Source organism: Achromobacter sp. UMC71, assembly GCF_014170305.1.
Lineage (GTDB): Bacteria > Pseudomonadota > Gammaproteobacteria > Burkholderiales > Burkholderiaceae_B > Achromobacter.
Map to the genome: position 1 here is coordinate 352,655 of NZ_LZZT01000015.1, position 24,791 is coordinate 377,445.

General features: G+C 64.6%; 29 protein-coding genes. 22 read left to right on the forward strand and 7 right to left on the reverse strand.

Annotated elements, in window-relative coordinates; translation table 11 throughout:
• Positions 1-92 precede the first annotated feature (92 nt).
• The 8 genes from sctW to A9974_RS08005 all read left to right on the forward strand — a co-directional run bounded on the left by sctW (position 93) and on the right by A9974_RS08005 (position 6,446).
• Positions 93-1,193 (forward strand): type III secretion system gatekeeper subunit SctW, encoded by a 1,101-nt coding sequence (gene sctW / locus A9974_RS07970; protein WP_183003552.1) that lies wholly within the window; start codon positions 93-95, stop codon positions 1,191-1,193.
• Entirely contained in the window at positions 1,190-1,570 is a 381-nt protein-coding gene (locus A9974_RS07975) for a hypothetical protein (RefSeq protein WP_183003553.1), read from the forward strand. Before sctW ends, A9974_RS07975 begins: the two co-directional genes overlap by 4 nt.
• 25 nt (positions 1,571-1,595) lie before the next feature.
• Entirely contained in the window at positions 1,596-2,003 is a 408-nt protein-coding gene (locus tag A9974_RS07980; protein ID WP_183003554.1) for a hypothetical protein, read from the forward strand.
• A gap of 8 nt (positions 2,004-2,011) precedes the next feature.
• Entirely contained in the window at positions 2,012-2,371 is a 360-nt protein-coding gene (locus A9974_RS07985) for a M48 family metallopeptidase (RefSeq protein WP_183003555.1), read from the forward strand.
• 8 nt (positions 2,372-2,379) lie between these two features.
• Positions 2,380-4,473, forward strand: coding sequence for a type III secretion system export apparatus subunit SctV (gene sctV, locus A9974_RS07990; protein ID WP_183003556.1), 2,094 nt, complete (start codon positions 2,380-2,382; stop codon positions 4,471-4,473).
• Between the two features lie 377 nt (positions 4,474-4,850).
• Entirely contained in the window at positions 4,851-5,867 is a 1,017-nt protein-coding gene (gene sctD, locus A9974_RS07995; RefSeq protein WP_183003557.1) for a type III secretion system inner membrane ring subunit SctD, read from the forward strand.
• Between the two features lie 29 nt (positions 5,868-5,896).
• A complete protein-coding gene (locus A9974_RS08000) occupies positions 5,897-6,169 on the forward strand; it encodes a hypothetical protein (protein WP_183003558.1) in 273 nt (90 codons plus the stop codon).
• A gap of 10 nt (positions 6,170-6,179) precedes the next feature.
• Positions 6,180-6,446: an EscF/YscF/HrpA family type III secretion system needle major subunit gene (locus A9974_RS08005; RefSeq protein ID WP_183003559.1), complete on the forward strand. Its 267-nt coding sequence runs from the start codon at positions 6,180-6,182 to the stop codon at positions 6,444-6,446.
• Positions 6,447-6,475: 29 nt separating this feature from the next.
• On the opposite strand, the gene A9974_RS08010 is transcribed toward A9974_RS08005, so the two are convergent.
• The 3 genes from A9974_RS08010 to A9974_RS08020 all read right to left on the reverse strand — a co-directional run bounded on the left by A9974_RS08010 (position 6,476) and on the right by A9974_RS08020 (position 9,530).
• Positions 6,476-6,919, reverse strand: a complete 444-nt coding sequence (locus A9974_RS08010) for a CesT family type III secretion system chaperone (protein WP_370539595.1) — start codon at positions 6,917-6,919, stop codon at positions 6,476-6,478.
• 154 nt (positions 6,920-7,073) lie between these two features.
• Positions 7,074-8,546, reverse strand: a complete 1,473-nt coding sequence (locus A9974_RS08015; RefSeq protein ID WP_183003661.1) for a glutamate-cysteine ligase family protein — start codon at positions 8,544-8,546, stop codon at positions 7,074-7,076.
• A 78-nt stretch (positions 8,547-8,624) separates the two neighbouring features.
• On the reverse strand, positions 8,625-9,530 hold the full coding sequence (locus A9974_RS08020; protein WP_183003560.1) for a LysR substrate-binding domain-containing protein: 906 nt from the start codon (positions 9,528-9,530) through the stop codon (positions 8,625-8,627).
• A 141-nt stretch (positions 9,531-9,671) separates the two neighbouring features.
• Between A9974_RS08020 and A9974_RS08025 the strand changes: the two genes are divergently transcribed.
• Complete coding sequence (locus A9974_RS08025) at positions 9,672-10,676, forward strand: tripartite tricarboxylate transporter substrate binding protein (protein ID WP_183003561.1); 1,005 nt, start codon at positions 9,672-9,674, stop codon at positions 10,674-10,676.
• A 24-nt stretch (positions 10,677-10,700) separates the two neighbouring features.
• A complete protein-coding gene (locus A9974_RS08030; RefSeq protein ID WP_183003562.1) occupies positions 10,701-11,975 on the forward strand; it encodes a hypothetical protein in 1,275 nt (424 codons plus the stop codon).
• A gap of 105 nt (positions 11,976-12,080) precedes the next feature.
• Here the strand turns inward: A9974_RS08030 and A9974_RS08035 are convergent, their stop codons facing one another.
• Positions 12,081-12,731, reverse strand: a complete 651-nt coding sequence (locus A9974_RS08035) for a DsbA family oxidoreductase (RefSeq protein WP_183003563.1) — start codon at positions 12,729-12,731, stop codon at positions 12,081-12,083.
• Positions 12,732-12,850: 119 nt separating this feature from the next.
• A complete protein-coding gene (locus A9974_RS08040; RefSeq protein WP_255468074.1) occupies positions 12,851-13,627 on the reverse strand; it encodes a putative nucleotide-diphospho-sugar transferase in 777 nt (258 codons plus the stop codon).
• Between the two features lie 1,493 nt (positions 13,628-15,120).
• On the opposite strand from A9974_RS08040, the gene A9974_RS08045 reads away from it, so the two are divergent.
• A complete protein-coding gene (locus tag A9974_RS08045; RefSeq protein ID WP_183003564.1) occupies positions 15,121-15,414 on the forward strand; it encodes a DUF2471 family protein in 294 nt (97 codons plus the stop codon).
• A 77-nt stretch (positions 15,415-15,491) separates the two neighbouring features.
• On the opposite strand, the gene A9974_RS08050 is transcribed toward A9974_RS08045, so the two are convergent.
• Entirely contained in the window at positions 15,492-16,541 is a 1,050-nt protein-coding gene (locus A9974_RS08050) for a phage portal protein (RefSeq protein WP_183003565.1), read from the reverse strand.
• Positions 16,538-18,295 carry a terminase ATPase subunit family protein gene (locus A9974_RS08055; RefSeq protein WP_183003566.1) on the reverse strand — a complete coding sequence of 586 codons (1,758 nt, stop codon included), beginning with the start codon at positions 18,293-18,295 and terminating at the stop codon, positions 16,538-16,540. The genes A9974_RS08050 and A9974_RS08055 overlap by 4 nt, the downstream gene beginning before the upstream one ends.
• A gap of 153 nt (positions 18,296-18,448) precedes the next feature.
• Here A9974_RS08055 and A9974_RS08060 point away from each other — a divergent pair, with 153 nt between their 5' ends.
• The 11 genes from A9974_RS08060 (at position 18,449) to A9974_RS08110 (ending at position 24,769) form a co-directional block, all read left to right on the forward strand.
• Positions 18,449-19,273 (forward strand): GPO family capsid scaffolding protein, encoded by an 825-nt coding sequence (locus A9974_RS08060; RefSeq protein ID WP_183003567.1) that lies wholly within the window; start codon positions 18,449-18,451, stop codon positions 19,271-19,273.
• 33 nt (positions 19,274-19,306) lie between these two features.
• Positions 19,307-20,347 carry a phage major capsid protein, P2 family gene (locus tag A9974_RS08065; protein ID WP_183003568.1) on the forward strand — a complete coding sequence of 347 codons (1,041 nt, stop codon included), beginning with the start codon at positions 19,307-19,309 and terminating at the stop codon, positions 20,345-20,347.
• Between the two features lie 2 nt (positions 20,348-20,349).
• Positions 20,350-21,054 carry a phage terminase small subunit gene (gene gpM / locus A9974_RS08070; RefSeq protein ID WP_183003569.1) on the forward strand — a complete coding sequence of 235 codons (705 nt, stop codon included), beginning with the start codon at positions 20,350-20,352 and terminating at the stop codon, positions 21,052-21,054.
• A gap of 91 nt (positions 21,055-21,145) precedes the next feature.
• A complete protein-coding gene (locus tag A9974_RS08075; protein ID WP_183003570.1) occupies positions 21,146-21,613 on the forward strand; it encodes a head completion/stabilization protein in 468 nt (155 codons plus the stop codon).
• Positions 21,613-21,819 (forward strand): tail protein X, encoded by a 207-nt coding sequence (locus A9974_RS08080; protein WP_183003571.1) that lies wholly within the window; start codon positions 21,613-21,615, stop codon positions 21,817-21,819. Before A9974_RS08075 ends, A9974_RS08080 begins: the two co-directional genes overlap by 1 nt.
• Positions 21,820-21,824: 5 nt before the next feature.
• Complete coding sequence (locus A9974_RS08085; protein ID WP_183003572.1) at positions 21,825-22,205, forward strand: putative holin; 381 nt, start codon at positions 21,825-21,827, stop codon at positions 22,203-22,205.
• On the forward strand, positions 22,192-22,479 hold the full coding sequence (locus tag A9974_RS08090) for a phage holin family protein (protein WP_183003573.1): 288 nt from the start codon (positions 22,192-22,194) through the stop codon (positions 22,477-22,479). The genes A9974_RS08085 and A9974_RS08090 overlap by 14 nt, the downstream gene beginning before the upstream one ends.
• 4 nt (positions 22,480-22,483) lie before the next feature.
• On the forward strand, positions 22,484-23,290 hold the full coding sequence (locus A9974_RS08095; RefSeq protein WP_183003574.1) for an N-acetylmuramidase family protein: 807 nt from the start codon (positions 22,484-22,486) through the stop codon (positions 23,288-23,290).
• 261 nt (positions 23,291-23,551) lie between these two features.
• A complete protein-coding gene (gene lysC / locus A9974_RS29645; protein WP_220805874.1) occupies positions 23,552-23,824 on the forward strand; it encodes an Rz1-like lysis system protein LysC in 273 nt (90 codons plus the stop codon).
• Positions 23,808-24,299: a phage tail protein gene (locus tag A9974_RS08105; RefSeq protein ID WP_183003576.1), complete on the forward strand. Its 492-nt coding sequence runs from the start codon at positions 23,808-23,810 to the stop codon at positions 24,297-24,299. Before lysC ends, A9974_RS08105 begins: the two co-directional genes overlap by 17 nt.
• The gene (locus A9974_RS08110; RefSeq protein WP_183003577.1) at positions 24,299-24,769 is read left to right on the forward strand and encodes a phage virion morphogenesis protein; all 471 of its coding nucleotides are present in this window, start codon (positions 24,299-24,301) and stop codon (positions 24,767-24,769) included. Before A9974_RS08105 ends, A9974_RS08110 begins: the two co-directional genes overlap by 1 nt.
• Positions 24,770-24,791: the final 22 nt, after the last annotated feature.

The following is a 24,791-nucleotide window of genomic DNA, read 5'->3' on the forward strand; positions in this document are numbered from 1 at the left end:
TGGTTCCCAGCAAAAAGGATGGAACTTTCCCGGCCCAACCGTTACTACCCCAGACCATGCGCGGCTCTCGCCCGCCGCCTACCCGCGTCCCCATGAACCGTATCGACACCGGCCAGCCCGCCCCCGCTTTCTCGTCCACGACCCTGCATACCGACATCCAGTCCGGCCAGCAGCAGGTCGGCACGATGCTGGGCCAGGCCGCAATGACGGTGGACGGCGAGATCTCGCTGGCGGACTCTGCCGAAGAGCTCAGCCTGCACATGGCCGAGAAGGCCGAGGACAAGCACCACGCCGAACGCAAGATCGGCCGCGAGGCGCCCTTGCAGCTGCTCAGCGCCGAAGCCATCGTGGCCTTCCTGGCCGAGGCCCATGAGGCCGACGCCCAGGAAAAGCTGATCGAACTGACCCGCCACCTGCTGGCCGGCCAGGCCGACCCGCGCCAGGCCGCGGCCCAGGCGTTCGGCGACGCCGCCCGCCAGTACCTCGGCCTGCAATACGCGCTGCGCCAGGGCGAACGCGAAGGCGCTTCCGAGGAGGTGCTGGACGGCTTGCGCGAGGCGCTGGCCGACCTGGAACTGGAAAGCGGCCCCCAGATACGCGCCAGCCTGAACACCATCGGCGCGGCGGCCGGCTATGCCGATGACGCCCGCGGCGTGGCCGACTTCCAGCGTACCTACCAGGACGTGGTGCTGGGCGAGTCATCGCTGGCAAAGACCCTGGCCCTGGCACTGGAACGCTTCGGCGGCAAGGACGTGGCCCGCGGGCTGCAACAGCTGATCCAGGCACTGGGCCAGGATCTGGCCGCGGCGCGCCCGTCCACCAGCGCGGACCGGCTGCAGGCGCTGATGCAGGACCTATATCAATTAGGCGTGGCGGTGACCGTGCTGGACGGCTGCGGTGAACTGGGCCAGAAGCTGGCCGGGGAACATGGCAAACCACTGGCGGCCGACCGGCTGATGCAGGACCTGGTCAACGTCAGCAACGAGAAATGGGTTTCCGAGTCGCGCTTCTCGGCGCTGGCGGCCAGCCATGGCGTCGACACCGTCGGCGCGCGCATCACCTTCCTGGGCGGGGTGCGCGCGGTACTGAAGGACCTGCCCGTGCCCATGTTTCCCGACCTGGACGCGCGGCAGTCGGTGCTGAACGCGGCGCAACTGGCCCTGGACGCGGCCATCGACGAGGAATACGAATGAACAGCCTGGACCGCGCCTTGGGCGCCTTCGGCGAACAGATCGGCATGGACGGGCTGGCCCTGGGGCCGCGCGGCAACCTCGCGTTGCAGCTGGAATCGGGCCGCCGTGTCGCCATCGAGGCCGCCGGCGACGAGGTGCTGGTGTATGTGTCGGACCCTGTGCCCTATGACGCCCCGCAACGCCTGCTGCAAGCCTGGAAGCGGGCCCACCATTCCCGCCTGGAGGGCTATCCCGTGCAGGCCGCGCTGCGCGAGCAGGACGGCCTGCCGCGTCTGTTGGCCGTGACCCGGCTGCCTGCCGGCCAGGCCGGCGCGCCGGCGCTCAAGCTGGCGGTGGACGCGCTGTCGCGCTGGCTCGACGACGCCCGCGCGGCCTGAACCCTGGACGGAGACCCCTCACACCATGTCCGATATGCGCATCAGCGGCTACGCCTTCGACCGGGGCCTGGACGGCATTTCCTACGCCGGCCGCGAAACCAGCGGGCAGCAACTGCCGGACCGCCAGGAAATGGCCCCGCCCGCCGAAGGCATCAAGGCCCAGCTGGCCCAATTGCTGGACACCCCCGGCACCGACCGCTACCTGGACAGCCAGCTGCGCCCGCCGCTGGCCAATCGCGACCTGCTGCTGCCCGGCAAATTCGGGCAGGCGCTGCAATCCGCCCTGGATGGCCTGGCCACGGCGGCCGAGCGGGCCCAGGACAGCAACCCCGACGACGCCCGCGCGCTGAACCGCGCGGTGCGGCTGCTCAAGGACGAAGCCGGCCTGCGCGAACTGGTCAGCATGTACCGCAGCGCGCTGTACCAGGGATGACCGCCGCCATGCCCCTGACGCCCGACGCCCGCGAACTGCTCAGTCTGCTGGCCTACGTCTATCTGGAAAACAACCGGCCGGAGAAGACCGCGGTAGTGCTGCGCGCCCTGCAGACGCTGGGGCTGGCCGACGCCCGTCAGCTGGCCACCCTGGCGCTGGCCCAGCTGCGCGCCGGCAAGCCGGAAACCGCCCTGTCGACACTAGACCTGCTGGCCATGCAAGGCGGCGTCGATGCGCCGTTCCACCTGATCCGCTCCCAGGCTTTGCTGGCCCTGGAGCGCCGCGACGAGGCCGCCGCGGCCATGCGCGCCTATGTCGCTCTGCGGCCCAACACGGCGCCCGCGCCCACCGAGACGGAAACGATTTGAGCCGCCCCATGCAAGCCCTTAACCGCGCCGTCGCCGTCGCCACCAGCCGCAACGACATCGTCCTGGCGGTGCTGATCGTCTCGATCATCTTCATGATGATCCTGCCGCTGCCCACGACGCTGGTCGATGTGCTGATCGGCGCCAACATGACGCTATCGGCGATCCTGCTGATGGTGGCCATGTACCTGCCGTCGCCGCTGGCCTTCTCATCGTTCCCCTCGGTGCTGCTGGTCACCACGCTGTTCCGCCTGGGCATTTCCATCGCCACCACCCGCCTCATCCTGCTGCAGGGCGATGCCGGCCACATCATCGAGACCTTCGGCAATTTCGTGGTGGGCGGCAACCTGATCGTGGGCCTGGTGGTGTTCCTGATCCTCACCATCGTCCAGTTCGTCGTCATCACCAAGGGCGCCGAGCGCGTGGCCGAAGTGGCGGCGCGCTTTTCGCTGGATGCCATGCCGGGCAAGCAGATGTCGATCGACGCGGACCTGCGCGCCGGCACCATCGACATGGACGAGGCCCGCAAGCGCCGCTCGATAGTGGAAAAGGAAAGCCAGCTGTACGGCGCCATGGACGGCGCCATGAAGTTCGTCAAGGGCGATGCCATCGCCGGGCTGATCATCGTGGCGGTCAACCTGCTGGGCGGCATCCTCATCGGCACCATGCAGCGCGGCCTGACCGCTGGCGAAGCGGTGCAGGTGTATTCGATCCTAACCATCGGCGACGGCCTGATCGCGCAGATCCCGGCGCTGTTCATCGCCATCTGCGCCGGCATCATCGTGACCCGGGTGCAGACCGGTGACGGTCCGTCCAACGTCGGCAAGGACATCGGCGCGCAAGTGCTGGCCCAGCCTCGCGCCCTGCTTATCGCCGCCGCCATTGCGGTCGGCATGGGCCTGATCCCGGGCATGCCCACCCTGACCTTCCTGGCACTGGCCGCCGTGGTCGGCACCATCGGCTTCGTGCTGCTGCGCGGCACACGCAAGGTGGTGGACGAGAAGACCGGCGAGATCACCGAGATCCCGGCGCTGGCGGCCGACGGCCAGAAGCCGCAGGCCAAACCGCGCGCCGACGGCAGCGCCGAGTTCGCCCCTACCCTGCCGCTGATGATCGATGTGGCTGCCGCGCTGCAACGCAGCTTCAATGCCGACGAGCTGAACGACGAGCTGCTCAAGATCCGCCGCGCGCTGTACTTCGACCTGGGCGTGCCGTTTCCCGGCATCCAGCTGCGCTTTAACGATGCGCTGCCGGCGGACACCTACAACATCCTGCTGTCCGAAGTGCCGGTGTCGCAGGGCAAGCTGCGCCCCGGCGCGGTGCTGGTGCGCGACACGGAGCAGAACCTGCAGGCGCTGCAGGTGCCCTACGACACGGACAAGCGCTTCCTGCCGAACATCCCCACCATCTGGGTCGACGCCGCGTTCGCGCCCACCCTGTCGGCAGCCGGCATTCCGTTCCTGGATCCGCACCAGGTGCTGACCTGGCACCTGGCATTCGTGCTGAAGAAATACTCGTCGGACTTCATCGGCATCCAGGAAACCCGGTTCCTGCTGACGGCCATGGAAGACCGCTTCCCCGACCTGGTCAAGGAAGCGCTGCGGGTGATGCCGGTGCAGAAGATCGCCGAGATCCTGCAGCGGCTGGTGTCCGAGGACATCTCGGTGCGCAACCTGCGCGCCGTACTGGAGGCGCTGATCGAATGGGGCCAGAAGGAAAAGGACTCAGTGCTGCTGACGGAATACGTGCGGGTCTCGCTCAAGCGCCACATCAGCTACAAGTATTCCAGCGGCCAGAACATCCTGCCGGCCTACCTGCTGGCGCCGAACGTGGAAGAAACCGTGCGCGGCGCCATCCGCCAGACGTCAGCGGGCAGCTACCTGGCGCTGGACCCGGGCGCTTCCAAAAAGCTGGTGGACAACATCAAGCGCGCCACCGGCGACCTGACGGCCGCGGCGCAAAAGCCCGTGCTGCTGACCTCGATGGACATCCGCCGCTATCTGCGCAAGATGATCGAGCAGGACCTGTACGAACTGCCAGTGCTGTCCTACCAAGAGCTGACGCAGGAAATCAACGTGCAGCCGCTGGCCAGGGTGGACCTGTGAGACCGCGCGCAACCGGAGCCCCGACATGAGCGAAGCGCTGGAACTGCGCGTGCTGTCAGGCCTGCATCGCGACGCCCGCTGCCTGGTCGAAGACGGCTCGGTGCTGGGCGCCGATCCGGCCTGCGACATCGTGCTGGCCGACGACGGCATGGGGCCGCGCGCAGCCCGGGTGCGCATCGGCGCGGCCGGCTGGGACCTGGCGATGGACAACGGCCAGACCGGCGCTACCGCCGACAGCACGCCCGGCACGCCGTTCAACCGTCCGGTGCCGTTGGGCCCGGTGTGGATCACGGTCGCCCGGCGCGACGACCCTTGGACGAACGCGCCAGATGCAGCCAATGATGCGTCGGCGCAGGCCGCGGCAGAGGCGGCGCCGGGTGCCGCGATGGTCGAGACCACGGCGGGGGGCGGCGCCTGCCGCCGCTGCGCCCGCCATCGACGAAGACCGCCAGCTGGAACGCCGCCTGCCCTTGCCGCCCGCACAGGGCCGGCGCCGCAAGCGCGATTCCTGGCCCATGGCGCTGGGCCTGGCCGCCGTGGTGCTGACCATCATCGTCGCCATCGCGCTGGCGCTGATGCCGCCGTCCTCCGCCACGCGCGCCCCGCAGGTCGATCCGCGCCTGGCCGCGGCGGAAAAATCCGTGGGCCAGATCTCCGCCGTGTTCGACCGCATGGGCCTGGCCTCGCGGCTGCACGTATCGATGTCGCGCGACGGCATGGTCACGGTGTCGGGCTGGGTCCGCAACGCCGCCGAGCAGGACGCGGTGGCATCGGCGCTGTCGCAGATCTGGCCCATGCCGGCCATGCGCGTCAGCAACGAAGACGACGTCGTGCGCACCGCGCGTGGCGCCCTGCGCGCCTTCAACGTGCGCTATGAACCGCGCTACGAAGGCGATGGCCGCCTGAACATCGCCGGCATCGCCAGCAGCGCGCGCGAGCGCGCGTCCGCGCTGGATGCCCTGCGCGCCCAGCTGCCCGGCATGACCGTGCTGGGCAATGACATCGCGCTGACGCAACAACTGAGCGACACGCTGTCCAGCCAGCTGGTGGACGCCGGCCTGTCGGGCGTAACGCTGGCCTGGAAACCCGATCACCTGGAGATCGCGCCCGGCGCGCTGGACGACGACCAGCAGACCCGCCTGCAGGAGCTGGTGGACGACTTCAACAAGAGCTACCTGGGCGTGGCCAAGCTGGCTGCGGCCAGCGCCGCGCCGGCGGCCGACAGCGTGCCATTCGTGATCCGCAGTGTGGTGGGCGGCCCCCAGCCCTTCGTGGTGCTGGAAGACGGCAGCAAGTTGCTGGTGGGCGGCGTCTACCGCAAGTACCGCCTGGTTGCCGTGGAAAACACCCGCATCATCTTCGAAGGCCCGCGCACGGCCATCGTCACCCGTTGATTCCCTGAACCTCCGACGCCACCGCCCGCATGAACGACCCGACCGCCCTGACCGAACTGGAACAACGCCTGGCCGCCCCCGGCGGCGGCGACCTGCGCGCGACGCTGACGCAACGCCTGGCCGCGCTGGAGCAGTCCGCCCGCGCGCGCCTGGATACCGGTCTGGTACCCGTCGCATTCCAGCAATGCCAGGCCGTGGCCCAAGCCGCGGCGGCTGCGCGCGAGGTGCTTGCCGAACTACCGCTAGACCCCCACCAGGCCGGCGCCGTTGCGCCGCCCGCCTTCCCTCCCTTGACCCGCTAGGAGACGCACCATGGCACTGAACGGATTGACCGGCTCGTCCGGCCTGAATTTCAACAGCGTAAACAGCACGATCTACGACAGCATCCGCTCGCAGGAGAGCAACCTGCAGACCACGCTGTCCAATATGCGCACCAACGCCGACGGCAGCGTCTCGCAGGCAGACATGCTGAAGATGCAGCAGCAGGTGCAGCAATGGACCATGCTGATCGAAATTCAAAGCACGATTACCAAGCAGATCGCGGATTCGCTCAAGGGCGTGATCCAGAAGGCCAGCTAGGGCCTGCCTTTACGGGTGTCGCGGCGGGCCTAGACCGACCGCATCATGAAGGCGGGATCGCGCCGCAGCGCGTTGACGTCGGGTTCGGCGCGCGCGCTGCGTTTTTCCCAGGATTCGACCTGGTTCAGCAGCGCCTCGATCGCGGCCAGCAGCGCGTCCGCGCCGCATTGTTCGCGCGGCACGCCTAGCTGCAGGTGCATGCGTCCGTCGGGCGCCGCACAGGCCACCACGCCGCCGCCTGCCTGCAGGAAATTGCCCTGCGCGGCCAGCAACGCCTGGGAGCCGTCCATCTTGCCCGCGCCCACCGCGCACGACAGCAGGACCTGCCCGCGCGCGCCGTGCGCCATCAGCTGCACCAGATGGCGGCCGTCGAACGCCAATTGACACAGGCCGCCGTCAGCCGCCGCCAGCGCGGGAATGCCCAACGCGAGTCCGAGGTCGGAGAGTATCCGGGCGAAGTGGGGATCTGGCACGATGACGGTTCTGCAATGCCGGGCGCCGCCAGGTTGTCGCGGCCACCCGAAATGCGGGAGATGTAAGAGGCGCCATTATGGCACTCGTTGCGTGGCGCGCCCAGGCCCCTGAGCGCGCTTGGGCCACTGCCTGGACGGGCACCGCGGCGCGGTGTCAGAGTGGCACGGCCGCCCGCTCGCGCCCCACCTTGGCCAGCCGCCGCGGATCGCCTTCCAGGCTGTGCCACAGGCGCAGCAATCGATCCGCGCCGGTGTCGCGCGCATCGATCGCATAGCGCGCGTAGTCCAGCCAGTGCCGCTCGTCCGGCGCCAGGCCGCCCTCAGCCACCGCCAGCACGTCGTTCGCCAGCGCCCGCACGGCGTCATCATGCAAGGCATCACGCATGGCATCGGCGCGCATCGCGCGCAGCCGCAACCAGCCCCATGCGCGCAGCAGGTCTTCGGCTTGCCCCAGGTTGCGCATCAGGCCCAGCTGCAGCGCCGACGGCGCCATCACCAGCGTCGCCGCCACTGCCTGCCCGGCCTCGCCGATCAGTTGCGCGTCAGCAAAGCCCGCGCCCGGGCCGCGGCCTTCGATATAGCCGCTAGCGCCCAACCGGGCGTACAGCGCTTCGATGCCGCCCGGCTGCCGCCAGGCCGCGCGCAACTCGTCCAGGGATGGGTGCGCCGCCAGCCGGTAGCGCCAGCGCGCATCCAGGAAATGCGCGAACTGCGAATACTCGAAGTGGCCGCCCTGCGGCGCGATCGTCACCGCCTCGCCGGTATCTGTGCGCCGGCCCGGCCAGCCATCCGACGCCAGGAACGCCGACAGCGACGGCGCGCCATCCAGGTGCACGCCGGTGGCCGACTTGTAGCCATCGTCCACCGCCAGCGGCAGGCAGCGGCTGACGGTACCCGGCGCGAACATCCAGCGGAAATAGTCACCCAGGTCCACGAAAGGACGCTCAGGCAGGCGTTGCAGATAGTGATCGCCGGCATAGCGCGAATGGCGGAACATGCGGTCCCACACCGTCAGCCGGTTTTCCTTCAGGCCCGTGACCCGGCCGTTTTCCAGCGGACTGTTAGCAAAGAGCGCGATGCTGGCCGGCGTCAGCGCCAGCACCACGTTCAGCGCGCGCGCCGCCTGCGCCACGTCCACCGACGTGCAGGGGCTGTTCTGCGCCTTGGCGTCGATGCCGACGCGATGCAGCCAGTCGCGATGCCCCACCAGTTCGCGGTAGATCGGCCGCGGCACATACACGGAGGCATACCAGGTCGGGTCCAGCGTGCACTGCGGATGCTCGGAGGCATTCATCACCACCGCGTCTTCCGCCGCCAGCGCCGTGCTGGCGTCATGCAGTTCCCGCGTCACGCGCCGCGCCAGTTCGTTCAGGCCGCCTTGCGCTTCCGACACCGGCGCGAACGCGGTCTCGAGCAGATTGAAGCCATTGTCCAGGCCGCTTTCTCCCGCCTCGACCGATACGCCCACCGCCTGCCCGTTGATGCGCACCATGTCCGGCGCCTCGTCACGGGCAGCCTTGATGGCCGCCAGCGCCTCGAAATAGCTCGCCACCGGATGGCTGGCGCCGGTATCCCGGTGCGCCACCGCCATTTCCATTTCCAGCCCCAACGTCTGCCCCGCCACCATCACAACGGTCTCCTTGTTGTTATACGAATCACGCTGCATGAGTAACGGCAATGCCGCCGCCGTTCCCGGCGGACGGTTTCAGGCGAGTTCGGGCATGCTGCCGAAACGCCGCGTCAGGATATCAACGAAAGCCTCGGTCACGACCGAAGGCGCCGTCTGCGCGGGATAGGCCATGCAGACCCGCACCGGCAATTTGGGCGTGAACGGACGGATCGCCAACTGCTGCGAGAACACGTCCGCGATATAGGGATTGACGATGCCCAGGCCGGTACCGGCGGCCGCCAGCGCGCAGATCGTCGAAGAATACGTAGTCTCGATTTCCGACACGGGCTGCACCTGATGGGCCAGCATCGCGCCGCGCAGTTGCAAGTAGACGTCGTCATCCGCGTTCAGCACCAGCAGCCGGCGTTCGTTCAGATCGGCAATGCCGATCGACGGCAACGCGGCCAGCGGATGATCCGGCCGCATCACGCAGACCGCCGCGCTCTCGTGCAGGCTTTCCAGCGACAGGTGCGCACCGTCCAGCGGCACCGTCGTCACCACCACGTCGTAAGTGCCGTGCAGCAGCCCTTCGCGCAGATATTGGCTGCCCACCGTCTGCATGTTGATGTGCACGTCCGGGTAGCGCTGGGCGAACTCTTCGACCGCCCCCGGCAGCATGCCCAGGCCCAGTGCCGGCGTGCAAGCCAGCCGCAGCACCCCGCTGCCGCTGCGGCGCATGGCCGCCACGCGGTCCTCGATGCGCTCGAGCCCGACGAAATGGCGCTTGACGGTATCGAACAGGTCCTTGGCCTCGCGCGTCGGGCGCAGGCGGCCGCGTTCCATGTCGAACAGCTTCAGGCCGCTGGCCTGCTGGGCTTGCGACAGCAAACGGCTGATCGACGGTTGCGTGGTACGCAGCATTTGCGCCGCGCCGGTCGTGGTACCGGCCAGCATTACCGCGTGGAAGGCTTCGATCTGACGGAAATTCAGCGGTCGGCTCATGGGATCACAGGGTATAGCAAACCTGCATAGGCTATGCCGAAAAAAGAATTTTTTCAAATACTCTTCGGCTCCTACACTCTTGGCTCCCAGGGCGCCGGCTCACGGCGCTCCCTTCAAATCCAACTGCTGTAGGGAAATACCATGCGTTCATGCCGTCCCTTGCGCCGCCGCGTTTTGCAGACCCTGTGCTTGACCCTCGCCGGCGCTGTCCTGCCGTTCGCCGTCCAAGCTCAAACCCAAAACCCGGCCAATTATCCGGACCGTCCGTTGCGAATCATCGTGCCCTTCACCGCGGGTGGCAGTTCGGACATCCAGGGGCGCTTGCTGGCTGAACACCTGGGCAAACTTTACGGCCAATCCGTCGTCGTCGAAAACCGTCCCGGCGCCGGCGGCCACATCGGCGGCAAATACGTGGCCGATTCGGGCCCCGACGGCTACACCCTGCTGCTCGGCTCCATCGGCTTGCACGCCACCTACGGCGTCTACAAGACCCTGAATTACCGTCCCGCCGACGACCTCAAGGTCATCACCATCGTCGCCGAAATGCCACACGTCGTGGTGGCCAACCCGGCGCTCGAAGCCAACACCCTGTCGGAACTGACCGCGCAGGCCAAAGCCAAGCCCGACTCCATCCACTTCGGCTCGGCCGGCGTGGGATCCTCGGTGCATATGGTAGGCGAACTTTACAAGATGGCCGCCCAGGCCCCGATCGTGCACATCCCCTACCGCGGCAGTTCAGCCGCCACCAACGACCTGCTCGGCGGCCAGATCCAGCTGCTGTTCGAAAACGTGCCCACCACCATCGGCTACATCCAGACCGGCAAGCTCCGTGCCCTGGCCATCACCGGCGCCACCCGCTCGCCGGCGCTGCCCAACGTGCCCACCGCGACCGAAGCCGGCCTGCCCGGCCTGACCGTCACCTCGTGGACCACGCTGGCCGCCAGCAAGGACGTGCCCGATGCCCTGATCGACAAGATCAGCGCCGACCTGCGCCGCGTCTATGCCGACCCCGCTTTTCGCGCCGGCCTGGAACGCCTGGGCATGACGCCGGTAGGCAACAGCCCCGCCGACGCGCGCGAGTTCGTCGAACGCGAGCGTGCCCGCTGGAACAAGGTCATCGAGACCGAACACATCAGCGCAGGCTAAGCCTATCCCCACTTTCTGTCTTTGATGAACCGCATGACGACTCCTCTTATCGCCTGCCGCCGCCTGGGAGCCCCGCCGGGCCACCATTTCTTCGGCTACTACAACAAGACCGTCTGGCATCGCCGCGGCCGCTATCTGCTGGCCAACCGCACGCCGGTCAAGGACGCGGTGCTCACGCCCGAGCTGCGCGCCGAGGTCGGCTATTTCGACCTGCACGACGGCGACCGTTACCACGCGGTTGGCGCCACCACCGCGTGGAACTGGCAGATGGGCTGCCAGTTGCAATGGCTGGACGGCAAGGCCGAACCGCAGATGATCTACAACTGCCGCCGCCCAGACGGCAGCGGCTTCTACCCGGGTTTCCGTTCGGCCGTGCACAACGTCGCCACCGGCGAAACCCGCTATCTGCCGCTGCCCATCTACGTCGCCGCGCCGAGCAGCCGCTACGCCCTGTGCGTCGACTACCGGCGCCTGTACATCACGCACCAGACCATCGGCTACAGCGAACACGCGCCCGACCCGGTCGCCCTGGCGCCGGCCGACGACGGCATTCATTCGATGGATCTGGACAGCGGCGCACACCGCCTGCTGGTCAGCTACGCGGACCTGGCCGCCTTCCATCCGCGCGCCTCGATGGAGCGCGCCATCCACTGGGTCAGCCACATCGAGGTCAACCCCTCGTCCACCCGCATCCTGTTCCTGCACCGCTGGACCGAACGCGTCAAAGACGAAACCTGCTTCCTGCACCGGCTGATCACCATGAACCCGGACGGCAGCGACATGCGCCTGCTGGAATGCTCCGACCACCCGCTGCCGCAACTGGCCGCCGACTTCGATCCCAGCGCGGTCGGCACCTTCGACTACGAAAAGTCCGAATACCAGATCTCGCATCCGCTCTGGCGCGACGACCGCTCGATCATCGTCTGGGGGCCGCACGAGGGCAGCATCCACTATCACCTGTATGAAGACGCCCCCGGCGGCCAGGTGCAAGTGGTCGGCGATGGCGTGCTGACCGAGAACGGCCACATGACCTTCTCGCCGGTGGACACCCGCTGGCTGCTCAGCGACACCTATCCCGATCCCGTCACGCACGAGCGCATCCTGTTCCTCTACGACATGCGCACGGGCCAGCGCCACGATCTGGGCAGCTTCTACGCCGACCCCGGCCTGTCCAAGGAAAACCGCTGCGACCTGCACCCGCGCTGGAGCCGCGACGGCACCCAGGTCTGCATCGACTCCGTGCACGAAGGCGAACGCCAGATGTATGTGCTGGACGTCGGGCCGGTCGTGAAGGGCTGAAAACAGGCGGGGCCGCTCAAGGCAGCCCCGCTTTTATCTGATGGACGATGCGCTGGCGCGCTGCGCGCCCAATGATCGGCTGCCCGGCGCCAGGCTGCTTGAACGCTAGCCTTCCTGCGCCACCTGCCGCAGCGCCTGCTCGAACACATCCGCTGGCTGGCCGCCCGACACCAGGTACTTGCCATTCAGAATCACCGACGGCACCGACGTGATCCCGCGATCGCGCCACTCGGCCTCTTCGGCGCGCACTTCGTCCGTATAGCGGCCGGACGCCAGCACCTCGCGCGCCTCGGCCTCATCCAGCCCCGCATCGGCCGCCGCGCGCGCCAGCACGTCGGCATCGGCGGTGTCCTGGTTGTCGTAGTGATAGGTCTCCAGCAAGCGCTTCTTCAGCGCCGTCTGGCTGGCCTGGCCCTGCAGCCCGGCCCAATGCAGCAGACGATGCGCGTCAAAAGTGTTGAACGAGCGGTTGTCCTCGCCCATGCGCATGCGCATGCCGACCGCGGCCGCGCGCTCGCTGATCACCTTGCGATTGGCCTGCACCTGCTCGCGGTCGTAGCCGTACTTGGCCATCAGCCGCTCGATGGTGTTCTGCCCGCCCTTGGGCATATCGGGATTCAGTTCGAACGGCCGGAAATGCAATTCGACATCGGCCTCGCCCTTGACCCGCTCCAGCGCGGTCAGCAAGCCGCCCAGGCCCACCGCACACCAGGGGCAGGCAACGTCGGACACGAAATCGATAGTGACTTTGGACATGAAAATCTCCGAGAACAAGCATCCAGCGTAGATCAAAGCGGCCTGCGGGGCTGAAAAAGCCCTGGATGCGCCAGGGGTTCATTCGTCTTGACCGGCGCCTGACTGACCGCGCGAGCCGTCTACCCGACTTGTACCCGCCCGAACAGGATCTTCTCGATCGCACGCACCCGGTCCCGGCGGCGCCTGACGGCACGGCCGGCACGGCCAAACGCGCGTTTCTGTTGCTTGGCCTCGCGGCTGGCTTGCAGGTGCTCGATGAACACCGCGTCGCCCAGCGCGTTATCCGTCTTGTCGAAGATCCAGCAATAGGACACTGGCAGCACCCCGATCCGGTAACGCGGCGATCCCGACGCCGCGTCGTCGGCGATCAGGCGCTCCAGCACTAACTGATCCCACTCCTCCGGCGATGCCGCGCACGCATCGGCCCAGGCTTGCAGCAGCGCCGCCGCGCCCGGCGTGTGGTTGATGAACAGCGTGCCGCTCAGCAGATGGCCATCGGGCTCAAAATACGCGGCGATGTCGCAGTCCAACTTGGCCAGCGCGGGCCACGGGTCGCGGTGAAACACGGCATCCACATCCACGTACAGCAACGGACCGACGTGCTTCTTGCGCATGGCGACCAGCACCCCAGGTTTCATAGACGCATTGCGCACCCATGACCCGGCGGAATCGATCGCCTGCGCATCGACCGGCAACCCCAGCCTCTCGGCGGAACGCAGCAGGCGGGTCTTTTCCGTCTCGTAGATGCTGTCCTGCGTGTAGAAGGCCACGGTCATTCCCGTGGCGATGGCGCCGGCCGCCCCATCCATCGGCGCCTGCCGCGCCGGAAAACTCGCCACCACCCGCCTGTGCTCCGGCGACCATGCGAAAAACTTGCGTTGAAACCACTCGAACATGGTGCGCCCCGCCTATCGAATCTGGAGAAATCAGGCGGAGTGTAGGGGCGGCGTTTGCGAGGGGGACGCCGTTGCAACCGGCAGAAATACGGGTCACTGTGTTGCAACCGATCGAAATATCAATCAGGGTAACGGGGGGGATGGCGGGACCCGACGTAAAAAAACCCGCGAGGCCATCAAGGCTTGCGGGTTTTTTTTACAGCTTGCTTGCGCATCACCTGGGGCGATGGCGGAAATTCTTGGCGGACAGAGGGTCATCCAGACATTGCTTGGAAACTGGCTTGAAATCTAGGCTTTCCAAGTTCGAAAATTAGAAGTACCTGATTTAATACCCCAAACATGGACGGGCGGATCACCGACCGCCGCCGCGAGCTGCAGCACCAGCACCTGGCCAGCACGCCGCCGGCGACCACCGCGAGCTGCTGGCCACGTCCACCTCCACCTGCAGCACCGGCACCTGGTAAGCACGCCGCCGGCGGCCACCACAAGCTGTTGGCCACATCCACCGCCACCTGCAGCGCCGGCACTTGGCCAGCGCGCCGCCGGCGGCCGCCACGAGCTGCTGGCCACGTCCACCGCCGCCTGCAGCACCAGCACCTGGCCAACGCCCCGTCGGCGGCCACCACGAGCTGGTGGCCGCATCCACCGCGACCTGCAGCACCGGCACCTGGCCAGCGCGCAGCCGCCGGCCACCACGAGCTGGTGGCCACGTCTGCCACGGCCTGCAGCGCCGACGCCTGGCCAGCACGCTGCCGGCGGCCACCACGTGCTGCTGGCCACGTCCACCGCCACCTGCAGCACCAGCACCTGGCCAGCGCGCCGCCGCCGGCCGCAACGCGATCGAGGATCCAAGGCGACGAAGGCGAGCGCACCAGAAGCCGGTGAGACAAAGGAGGAGTTTCAAAATTTCGGGAGGGGCTGGGAAAAACCTAACCTTCCTAACCGCAGATGGCCAATCGCCCGCAAAGCCTTTATTCATGCGGCTTTCGGCCCTTTCGCAAAACCTAACTTTTTTCTAACCAAAGCCTAACCCGGTTAGGTTTCTATACCCTAACCTTATAAAAAATAGATATCTATATAAATCAACTACTTACGACGAGGTTAGGTTTCAGGTTAGGTCAGGTTAGGTTTTAAACCTAACCAATATTATTTATATAAATCAACGCCTTACATATCAATTTCAGGCCTGGTTAGGAAGGTTAGGCTTTTCCCAGCCCCTCCCCCAATCTGCGTAGAAATTGAGCAAAGGCACGGCGTGTCGCACGTACACGAGCAAATCCGCGTCCGTGCTGCGTCGTTTTGCGTCACCCGGCAAGGCACCAAATCGCCCCGCTGAGGCGCTTAAGGCCTTGCGCCAAGGGGTAACTAAGGGGTGAGTCTTTTTCTACACATTTAGCGCGCGGGCGAGGAGGGGGGATGACCGCGCGCCAAAGGCCGAAATCAGCTAGACTACTGTTTATTCATACAGTGGTTTATGGAAAAGGGGACACCCCATGCTAGACACCCTGGAAGACATCAAGCTCGCAGTCGATGCCACCCTGCCGGCAATCATCGCGCGCCACCGCGTGGCCGGGCAGTTGACTTGGCGGCTCATACACCAGATAGAAGGCGAGCTCATGCATACGCTGGCCGCCACGGGCCGATACGATCCCGTGATGCTGCGCATGGTGACGGCTTCACCCTGGATGGGCTATCCCCACACCGACGAGCCGGTAGATTTCGGCGACTCCAACGTCAGGGCAATGACGTTTAGTGCGATAGAGGCAGCTTGGGCACTAGGGCGCTGAACGCGCGCTTGCCGTTGAGCAACGGCAATGCAAAGGCCCCGCACGATGGCGGGGCCTAGAACGGGCGACAGCTCGAATCAGGCGGCAGTCTTCTCGCCCAGGTTGACGCGGTAGGGCTCGAACCTCACGGCGTTGGTGCCGAGCCAATTGTTGATCTCGCTGAACAGCTTTTGCAGCGGTTCGATCTCATTGCGGGCGAAGACCTGCGCCGCCGGCAGCACCGCACCAAAGCCCCCCGTTGCCCCTGGCACGATGCCCATTAGCTGCGGCGGCACCCGGTGCGCCGCCAGAATGTCGTCACGCGTGACGTTCTTGATGTTGAAGAAGTCATCGCGCGCCGCGACCTCGCTGATGGGGATAATCTGGATGCCATCCTTCTTTCCCTGCGGCGAATGCAAGAATAGGTTTCGGAAGTTGCCCGGCCCCTTGGCGCTGTGCAGCGCCTGGCGCAGCTTGCCCACGTCCTCATCATTCATCCCCGCGTCTGACAGATACATCACGAAGCCTGCGTGACTGCCGTTGTTGTAATAGCGCCGACGAAACAGCGTGGCCGATTCATTGAGCCAGGCCGATTGCAGCGTGCTGAGATATTCAGGCAGTCCGTACACCTCCTGATTGATGTCAGGGCTTTTCAGGTGAAAGATCGAGCCGCGCGCGAACTCATGCTCATCGTTCAAACCTGGCACGAAAAAGAACTGATCCGGCTCTTTGCCGCAGCGCGTGTACTTGGCTGGTGAGTGCCGCAGCCCAACCGTGCGGCCCGTGCGACTGCGGCGCGCTTCGACGTAGCAGTTTCCAAAGGTCTGGTAGTTGATCGCCAATTCCTTGACCAACTGGGCCGATACCAGCGGATTCGGTACCAACGTAGACGCCAACACATTGGCTTTGAAGAAGATGGCGGAACTATGGTGCGTGCTGGCCCGGAACGATTTGGCCAGGCCCTGGAAGCTAACGGGCGGCTCATACCATCGCCCGTTGTCTAGGCATTCGATGTAATCGAGGATGTCGCGCCGATCAAGCACGGGGGTAGGGTCGCCGAAGGTGAACGCTTCTACGCCGGCCGCCTCGCCCCGCGCTGCGGTGCCGTACTCCAACGGCTTTCCGCTCGTATCAACAAGGCTTGTCATTCGTATATCTCCACAGTGCTGCGGCGCGCGCCGTTGGCGCCTTCCAGCGGTTCATAGTCAAGGGCGTGCATGCAAGCCCACGCCAGGTCTGCATGCCCTGTTTCTTCGGAGCGGCCAGCGTCATACGTGACCCGGCTACCGCTCGCGGTAATCGTCTTTCGGATCGCCATGAAGGACTGCGCAATGTCGGTCCATCCCGCATCCCATTCCAGGCGCTTGTTGCGGATCACGTCCTGTGCTTTCAACACCAGGCGGGTTTTCACTTCGGGCGAATAGTTGATCTGCCGGGCAGCGGGAAAGAACTGCTTTACCAACTGAAAAACGCCCTGCCCTAACCCCGTGGCATCAATCGCGATATCGACCACGGCATAGTGCTGCATCAAGTCTTTGATCTTCTCTGCCTGCTTGGCAAAGTCCATTCCACGCCATTGATGACGCTCAAGGATGCGGAACTTGCCGCCCGGCGTGCGCGGTAGCGCCACCACCACGCATCCGGCCGAATCCCCCGTATGCGACGGGTCATAGCCGATGGCCACCGGGAAATGCCCGTAGCGGCGCAACCCGAAATACTGCACGTCCACCCAATCAACCATCGCGTCAACCATGCACGGTTGCAGCATCGAGAGGGGAAAGATGGACGCCGTATCATCGATGAACTTGCACATAAGCAAGTTCTCGAACTGATCAGGGCTGTACTCGTAGTTGCGCAACTCGTCGATGTCGAAAAGGTTGCAGCCGCCGGCCTCCGCATCCATGATCGTGACGATCTGACGCCATATCTTGTCATCACAGAGCCGGCCACCAGCAAGCGCGGCATGCGACACATCAAACTTGGCTTGCTCACGCTTGGCGCGGCGTCGGTTGAACTGATCGCCCGTCCAAAGCGGGTAGGCTTCGTGTGCCATGCTGGACGGCGTAGAGAAATACGTCTTGCGCCACTTCTTGTGCATCGCCATGCCGCTGGCGACCTTATTGATTTCGGCAAACCGAGGCACCCAGAAAATTTCATCGAAATAGAAATTGCCGTGATAGCCCTGCGCGGTACGCGCATTCGTGCCCAGAAAGCGCAGATGCGCGCCGTTGGGCAAGACGATGGGATCACCCTTCAAATCGACATCCGCCACGTCCCGCGCGAACTGCACGATGTATTGCCGGAATACTTGCGCCTGGGCTTTGGACGCGGACAGGAAAATCTGATCCCTTCCGGTCGTAATGGCATCGATAAAGGCCTCGCGGGCGAAGTACCACGTCGCGCCGATCTGGCGACTTTTGAGGATCATCCGAGTGCGTTGATCGCCGTTGCGATACCAGACCTTCTGATATCCAAATAGCGATTCTTGGAACGCCGCCAGCAGCTTGGCTACCTGCTCTTCGCTGATCGCATTGCGCTCCGGCTTTCGCTTCGGGGTCGCATTGCGCCGCTCAAGGTTGGGGTTTAGCTCCGACTCTGTGCCGCCATCGTCAAAGCGGCGCACCCGTGCGGTGCGTTCCAGCTGCCGCCCCAATAGGTCAATCTCTTTGAAATCGCGACCGTCCTTTTCGGGCTTGGCAATCAGCACCGCCATACGCGTTTCTAGATGGTGCTCGATCTTCTGCACGGGCGAGGCGGCATCCCACTTATCGCGCGTCTTCCAGCTATGAATTGTCGTGCGCTTCTCGCCCAGCTTCAGGGCGATAGACGACACGCGCCAGCCCTGCCAATACAGGGATCGCGCGATCATCCGAGGGTCGATTTCTGAGGCTATTTCCAACATAGCCGCCATCGTGCCCGGCATTCTCACGCGCGCGCGAAACTGCCTGTTGTCTAACGGGCAGCGACAAGGACAAGCGATTGAGCGTCAGGCGTACGGGGGCCAACATGGCAACACTTGAACCCACCCCTGAACATCAACTTGCGAGTAACCGACATGACCAAAAAATGGTTCACCGTCGCCACCGAAGGGCAAACCACCGATCAACGCAACATCACGCGTGAATGGCTGGAACAAATCGCCGCCACCTACGACCGCAACACGTTCGGCGCGCGCATCTGGATTGAACACTTACGCGGCACCCTGCCCGACAGCCCCTTCAAGGCCCAAGGCGACGTGTTGGCCGTGCGCACGCAAGAAGGCGCAGACGGCAAGCTGCAACTGCAAGCCCAGCTTGACCCTACTGCCTCCCTGGTCGCGATGACGACCAAAGATCGTCAAAAGATCTATTCGTCCATTGAAGTCGATCCGGATTTCGCCGGCACCGGAAAGGCCTATCTGCGGGGCCTGGGCGTCACCGACAACCCCGCAAGCCTGGGCACTGACGTGCTGTCGTTCTGCGCCCAGCATCCCGAAGAAAAGCATCCGTTCGCCAACCGCAAGCACCGCCCGGAAAATGCGTTCTCGTCCGCCCTGCCCGTCGATCTGGATTTCTCGGAACCGACCGCAGCGCCGACCGATGCCCGGCTGCTCACCAAGATCAAAGACATGTTCACCGCCATGACCACCAAGAACCAGCCCGAAAAGCTGGCCGAACTGGGCGAGGCCTTCTCCGCTTTCGCCGATGGCTACGCGAAGACGACCACCGGCCTTATGGAAGAAATCGCCAAGCTGAACACCAAGCTCGACAGCTTCGGCGCATCGCACGTCACCGCCGACGAATTCAAGAAGCTCGCCGACAAGCTGGAGTTCTCCGACGCCGGCGGCGCACACCGCGCGCCCGCGACCGGTGGCGACGGCCAACTGCGCACCGACTGCTAAACCACGACAAATCAACGGATACCAGGAACCAACATGCGCGAACACACCCGCACACTCTTCACCGGCTATATGGGCGACATCGCCAAGTTGAACGGCACCCAAGACGCAAGCAAGTCGTTCAACGTGTCGCTGCCCGTGCAGATCACCATGGAAACCAAGATTCAAGAAAGCTCTGCTTTCCTGAAACTCATCAACATCCTGCCGGTCACGGATCAGATCGGCCAGAAAATGGGCTTGGGCGTTTCCGGCCCGTCTGCCGGGCGCACCAACACCGAGACGAAAGCGCGTCAAACGCGCGATCTGACCAAGCTTGACCCCAACGGCTACCAGTGCATCCAAACGAACTTCGATTCGCACATCAAATTCGCCATGTTGGATGCCTGGGCACGCTTCAAGGACTTCCAGCTGCGCATTCGCAATGCGATCATTCAGCGCCAGGCGCTTGACCGCATCATGATCGGCTTCAACGGTGTCAGCGCTGCGGCCGACACCGATATCAACACCAACCCCCTGTTGCAGGACGTGAACAAGGGCTGGCTGCAGCAGCTTCGCGAGCGTGCGCCTGAACGCGTGCTGAACAAAGGCAAGGACGGTGGCACCGTCAAGATCGGCGTCGGCGGCGACTACCGCAACCTTGATGCCGCCGTGTTCGATCTGGGGACGCTGCTTGACCCCTGGTTCCATGGCGATACGCAACTGGTCGCGTTGGTCAGCCGCGATACGCTGCATGACAAGTATTTCCCGCTGGTCAATGGCAACGACAAACCGACCGAAAAATTGGCAACGGACATCATCGTCAGCCAGAAGCGGCTGGGCAACGTGCAGGCGGTCGCGGTGCCGTACATGCCTGTCGGCACGGTGCTGCTGACGCGCTACGACAACCTGTCGATCTACCCGCAGGAAGGCGGCCGCCGCCGTCACGTCAAAGAGGCACCGGAGCGCGACCGCGTGGAGTTCTACGAATCGAGCAATGACGCCTATGTGATCGAGGATTTCGGTTGCGCGGCGCTGCTCGAAAACATCGAACTGCTGCCCGATCCCGAACCCAAGGCGCAATCCGCCCAAGGCGAATAACCATGCCCAGCCCCGCACAGCGTCACCGCATGACGGTGCTGGCCGCCACTGCCGCCAGCGCCTACCACAGCGCCGAACCCAGCCCGGCGGCAGGCGTGTACGGCCTCATGATGTCCGCCCTGGTGGATGACATGCGCCGCCTGAAAGATATCCAGTCCTTGGAACGCAAGATCAGCGCCAAAGCTGAAATGCTGCCCAAGTACCGCGACTATCTGGATGGCGTCTTGGCGGCCGATGCGGGCGGCCAGGACGAGATCGTCACCACGCTGATGGTATGGCACCTGGACGTGTGCGAACTTGCGCGCGGCCTGGAACTGGCGGGCTATGTCATCAAGCACGGGTTGGCTCTGCCCGAGCGATACAACCGCACGGTTGGCACGCTACTGCTTGACGAGGTGGGCGATGCGGTGCTGGCCGGCCGCGTGCCGCACGACGTGACCACGTTAGGCGCGCTGCAAATGCTGGCCGTACTGGTCGAAGGCCAGGATGCCCCCGATCAGGCCCGCGCCAAGCTGCACCGCGCCATGGGCGACACCCTGGCGGCGCTGGCGGGCCCCGATCCGATCGGTCAACGGTTGGAAATGGTGCGCGCGGCGCTGGCACAACTTAAGCGCGCGGTATCGCTGCACGACAAGGTTGGCGCGAAGAAGGACATTGAACAGCTCGAACGAACGATCAAAAAGGCCGAGGCAACCGCCGCCGGCTAACCGAGTGCCCCCAAAGCGCACGGCGGCGCGGGCTGACGGCGGCCATTGGCCCAACCCGAAGCCCGCCCACCGCCGATTCATGAGTACCGCCATGTCCTTCATTGCCAATCAGCCCGCCCCTGTCGCCGCAAACGACACCATCACCAACGATGGATTCTGGCCCGACGTGAAGGTGTCTGCCGCCCGCAAGACGCTGCGATTGGACGGCACCGTCACAGATGAGCGCGTTCGACATGCGCTGATCGCCGCGATCATCGAAGTCGCGCGCGACGTTACAGCCTGGCGACTGCTCCGCCAGGCCGAAGGCTTCGCCACGCTTTCCGCAGTGCCTGGGCCGAAGGTGGACGGCGCGAGCGTGGCCGAGCATTCCTACTTACGCGCCGTATATGCCTACACCAAAGCCGATTTGGTCGAAAGGATGGCTGATTTCGACCTTACGGGCGCGGGCCAAAAAAAGGCCGAATGGCTGGACGCCACGCCGGACGAACAGCGCCGCAATGCCGCCTGGGCGATTGCCGCGCTGGTGGGACGTTCGCGCTGCACGGTGGATCTTGTCTGATGAAAGTTCGCGCCGAACAACATGACACGGTAGACGCGCTGTGCTGGCGGCACTTGAAGGCTACGCGCGATGTGGTTGAACAAACCCTGGAACTGAATCCCGGCCTGGCTGACAACGGCCCGATATTGCCGCATGGGCTGCTGGTCGAACTGCCCGATGTCGCCCGCACGCCGGCCCCTACACCCACCCTCAAACTATGGGACTGAACATCATGGCCGAACCATCGACCATCACCGCCGCAGGTACAACACTGGCATCCGGCTTGGCGCTCGCGACGCTGTTGCCGCTGGTTGACGCCAATGCGGCTTTTGGCGCCGTCATGGGCGCGGCGCTGGTGGCAAGCACCAAAAAGGACATTTCCGCCTGGAAGCGGTTCCTGTCGTTCATCTTCTCTGCCCTGTGCGGCTACGGTGGCGCGGGCGAATTCATCGCTCGCGAGTGGGCCAAGGAATCCTTCTTTCCGGCGCTCTTCGTTGCGCTGGTTATCGTCCCTGTGGCGCTGAAGGTCATCGCCATGGCACCGGACTTCGACCCGTCCCAACTACGCGCAGGACTACTCAAGCTTCTTGGGGGCCGCAATGATTCCCGCTGAACACTTTCCCGCGCTTTCGCCCGTGGCCATGCTCTGCGCGATTCTGTACGCGGCATCCGCCGGCCGCATCCTTTGGTACAGACCCAACGGCGCGCGGCACCGGCCTGCCGTGTCCCTCGTTGCGTGCCTGCTTGTCGGTGTGCTGGCCTGTCGCGCGCTCGACTTGTTGCTGATGAGCAGCGCGCCGGCAGTGTCAGAACTGATCCTTACCCTGCTCATCTGCGCTGCGATTTGGGCCGCTCGCGGCAACATCGCGCAGTTCTTTCGAGGTTGAAAAAATGGCTGAAATCCTGAGAATTGGCGCACGCGGCCAAGGCGTTGCCGACCTTCAAACGATGCTTGCCGCCAAAGGCCACGCCGTACCGCGTACCCACGTCTACGACGACGCAACCCGCCAAGCCGTCACGGCAGTGCAGCGCGCCGCGCGCCTGGTCGAAGATGGCATCTACGGCCCAAAGACCGCCGCCGCCCTGGCCGGCCTGGATTTGAGCCGTCTCCTAAAAGAAGCCGATCTGACCCGTGCCGCCGGTCTGCTTGGCGTGTCGGTCGCGACCATCAAAGCCGTCAACGAAGTCGAGGCCAACGGCCCAGGATTCTTGCCCGATGGTCGCCCGGTCATTCTTTTCGAGCGCCACGTGTTCTATCGCCAACTGGAACAACACGGAATCGACGCAGCCCCCCTGGCCTTACGCCTTCCCGGCATCGTCAACCGGACGCGCGGCGGTTATGCCGGCGGCGCAGCCGAGTATCGACGCCTGGCCACCGCAACGGAAATCAGCGCGCCGGCCGCGTTGGAATCGGCCAGTTGGGGAGCGTTTCAGGTCATGGGCTACCACTGGCAATACCTGGGATATCCCTCTGTCGATGATTTCGTAGCGTGCATGCGGCGCAGCGAAGGGGACCATCTGGAAGCCTTCACGCGCTTTGTCTTGGCAGACCCAGCACTGCACAAGGCGCTGGCGGCTCGCAAGTGGGCGGCCTTCGCCCGTGGCTACAACGGCCCCGCCTATGCCGACAACCTGTATGACGTGAAGCTGGCGCGCGCCTACGAACGTCACACCCAAGAAAACAAGGTGACTGCATGAACGCCTGGCTAGCTCGCTTCGCCCCGCTGATTACTTGCCTCGTCCTACTGGCGATTCTGTGGATCCAACAAGGAACGGTAACGGCCTACAAAGAGGCGATCAACGGCTACAAGTCCGTCGCCGATCAAGCGGCGGCTAGTGCACGCCTGGCTGCCGATGCTGCCGCGAAAGTGGCCGTCAGCACGATCAATCTACAGACCAAGCAAGACGAACTTCGTGCAGGACTTAGCGCGCGCGAAATTGAGATAGGAGCGTTGCAAAATGAAGTGTCGGAAATTCGTGATTGGGCTCGTACTTTGTTGCCTACTGACATTGCAGGGATGCGCGCCCGCCCGGCCATCACTGGTGCTGACGAGTACGCCGACTACGTGTCCGGCCGTGGCACCTTGCACCCTGCCGGCCGAACGCCCGCAATGGAACGGCGATCTGAATCTGGTGATCGAGCGCCTTGAAGGCGCCTGGGCACTCTGCGCCGCCAAGGTGGATGCCATCATTCGTTGCCAAGAAGAGGACCGTAATGCGCAAGGCCACTGAATTGCGTGAATTCCTATTCACGGCCAATGACTTTCTACGGGCCGAGCCCGACCGCCTGCACGTGTTCATCGACAAGGGCCGCATTGTCGCCAGCGGCACCCCCGGCCTATCGCATGAATACCGTTTCACGCTCACCATGATCGTGACGGACTATGCGGGCCAGGCCGATGCCATCCTTCTTCCGTTGCTCGCCTGGTTGCGCGTAAACCAGCCCGAGCTATTCGAGAACACGCAACGGCGCGAAGAGGCCATCGTCTTTGAAGTCGACCTAAACAACAACGAAACTGTCGATATCGAGATCAACGTGCAGTTGACTGAACGTGTCATCGTGCACGAAGTTCCCGGGCAGCGCTTGACCGTCGAACATCTAAAGGAGCCACCGCATAACTTCCTGCCGGCAGAAGGTCCGCGCCTGCCGGTCTATCTGGAAGATCAGCAAATCGCCACGTTGGCCTATCCCGTAGGCAACGCCTGATGTCTGATCCCCTCACCCAAGTCGAAGACTGGGCGGCGGCGCTGTTGGCTCGCCTGTCGCCAGCCGAGCAACGCAAGGTAAACGCCAAAGTGGGCCAGGCCTTACGCCGCAACCAGATGCAGCGCATTGCGGCGCAGCGCAACCCAGATGGGACCGCGTACGCGCCGCGCCGCGTGCGCAAGAACTTGCGAGGCAAGAAAGGGCGTATCAAGCGCCGCGCCATGTTCACGAAGCTTCGCACTACACGGCATTTGCGCGTGCAGGCGGCCGCAGACGGCGTGACCGTTGGATTCTTCGGACGCGTGGCCCGCATCGCCCGCGTCCACCAGCGCGGGCTAAATGATCGTCCTGCCGCTGGCATGGCCGACGTGCGGTATGCGCAACGCGAGCTATTGGGATTCACCCAGCCGGATATCGAACTAATCCGCGACACCCTGGCTGAACACCTGGCCGGGCCTTCCTTGTCGTAGCGGCTTGCACAACATTCTGCCC

What these genes read in the sequence shown, in the direction of transcription:
- sctW (WP_183003552.1), top strand. Translation starts at nt 93, where the DNA reads ATGAACCGTATCGACACCGGCCAGCCCGCCCCCGCTTTCTCGTCCACG.
- A9974_RS07975 (WP_183003553.1), top strand. Translation starts at nt 1,190, where the DNA reads ATGAACAGCCTGGACCGCGCCTTGGGCGCCTTCGGCGAACAGATCGGC.
- A9974_RS07980 (WP_183003554.1), top strand. Translation starts at nt 1,596, where the DNA reads ATGTCCGATATGCGCATCAGCGGCTACGCCTTCGACCGGGGCCTGGAC.
- A9974_RS07985 (WP_183003555.1), top strand. Translation starts at nt 2,012, where the DNA reads ATGCCCCTGACGCCCGACGCCCGCGAACTGCTCAGTCTGCTGGCCTAC.
- sctV (WP_183003556.1), top strand. Translation starts at nt 2,380, where the DNA reads ATGCAAGCCCTTAACCGCGCCGTCGCCGTCGCCACCAGCCGCAACGAC.
- A9974_RS08000 (WP_183003558.1), top strand. Translation starts at nt 5,897, where the DNA reads ATGAACGACCCGACCGCCCTGACCGAACTGGAACAACGCCTGGCCGCC.
- A9974_RS08005 (WP_183003559.1), top strand. Translation starts at nt 6,180, where the DNA reads ATGGCACTGAACGGATTGACCGGCTCGTCCGGCCTGAATTTCAACAGC.
- A9974_RS08015 (WP_183003661.1), bottom strand. Translation starts at nt 8,546, where the DNA reads ATGGTGGCGGGGCAGACGTTGGGGCTGGAAATGGAAATGGCGGTGGCG.
- A9974_RS08020 (WP_183003560.1), bottom strand. Translation starts at nt 9,530, where the DNA reads ATGAGCCGACCGCTGAATTTCCGTCAGATCGAAGCCTTCCACGCGGTA.
- A9974_RS08025 (WP_183003561.1), top strand. Translation starts at nt 9,672, where the DNA reads ATGCGTTCATGCCGTCCCTTGCGCCGCCGCGTTTTGCAGACCCTGTGC.
- A9974_RS08030 (WP_183003562.1), top strand. Translation starts at nt 10,701, where the DNA reads ATGAACCGCATGACGACTCCTCTTATCGCCTGCCGCCGCCTGGGAGCC.
- A9974_RS08035 (WP_183003563.1), bottom strand. Translation starts at nt 12,731, where the DNA reads ATGTCCAAAGTCACTATCGATTTCGTGTCCGACGTTGCCTGCCCCTGG.
- A9974_RS08040 (WP_255468074.1), bottom strand. Translation starts at nt 13,627, where the DNA reads ATGTTCGAGTGGTTTCAACGCAAGTTTTTCGCATGGTCGCCGGAGCAC.
- A9974_RS08045 (WP_183003564.1), top strand. Translation starts at nt 15,121, where the DNA reads ATGCTAGACACCCTGGAAGACATCAAGCTCGCAGTCGATGCCACCCTG.
- A9974_RS08050 (WP_183003565.1), bottom strand. Translation starts at nt 16,541, where the DNA reads ATGACAAGCCTTGTTGATACGAGCGGAAAGCCGTTGGAGTACGGCACC.
- A9974_RS08055 (WP_183003566.1), bottom strand. Translation starts at nt 18,295, where the DNA reads ATGTTGGAAATAGCCTCAGAAATCGACCCTCGGATGATCGCGCGATCC.
- A9974_RS08060 (WP_183003567.1), top strand. Translation starts at nt 18,449, where the DNA reads ATGACCAAAAAATGGTTCACCGTCGCCACCGAAGGGCAAACCACCGAT.
- A9974_RS08065 (WP_183003568.1), top strand. Translation starts at nt 19,307, where the DNA reads ATGCGCGAACACACCCGCACACTCTTCACCGGCTATATGGGCGACATC.
- gpM (WP_183003569.1), top strand. Translation starts at nt 20,350, where the DNA reads ATGCCCAGCCCCGCACAGCGTCACCGCATGACGGTGCTGGCCGCCACT.
- A9974_RS08075 (WP_183003570.1), top strand. Translation starts at nt 21,146, where the DNA reads ATGTCCTTCATTGCCAATCAGCCCGCCCCTGTCGCCGCAAACGACACC.
- A9974_RS08080 (WP_183003571.1), top strand. Translation starts at nt 21,613, where the DNA reads ATGAAAGTTCGCGCCGAACAACATGACACGGTAGACGCGCTGTGCTGG.
- A9974_RS08085 (WP_183003572.1), top strand. Translation starts at nt 21,825, where the DNA reads ATGGCCGAACCATCGACCATCACCGCCGCAGGTACAACACTGGCATCC.
- A9974_RS08090 (WP_183003573.1), top strand. Translation starts at nt 22,192, where the DNA reads ATGATTCCCGCTGAACACTTTCCCGCGCTTTCGCCCGTGGCCATGCTC.
- A9974_RS08095 (WP_183003574.1), top strand. Translation starts at nt 22,484, where the DNA reads ATGGCTGAAATCCTGAGAATTGGCGCACGCGGCCAAGGCGTTGCCGAC.
- lysC (WP_220805874.1), top strand. Translation starts at nt 23,552, where the DNA reads ATGAAGTGTCGGAAATTCGTGATTGGGCTCGTACTTTGTTGCCTACTG.
- A9974_RS08105 (WP_183003576.1), top strand. Translation starts at nt 23,808, where the DNA reads ATGCGCAAGGCCACTGAATTGCGTGAATTCCTATTCACGGCCAATGAC.
- A9974_RS08110 (WP_183003577.1), top strand. Translation starts at nt 24,299, where the DNA reads ATGTCTGATCCCCTCACCCAAGTCGAAGACTGGGCGGCGGCGCTGTTG.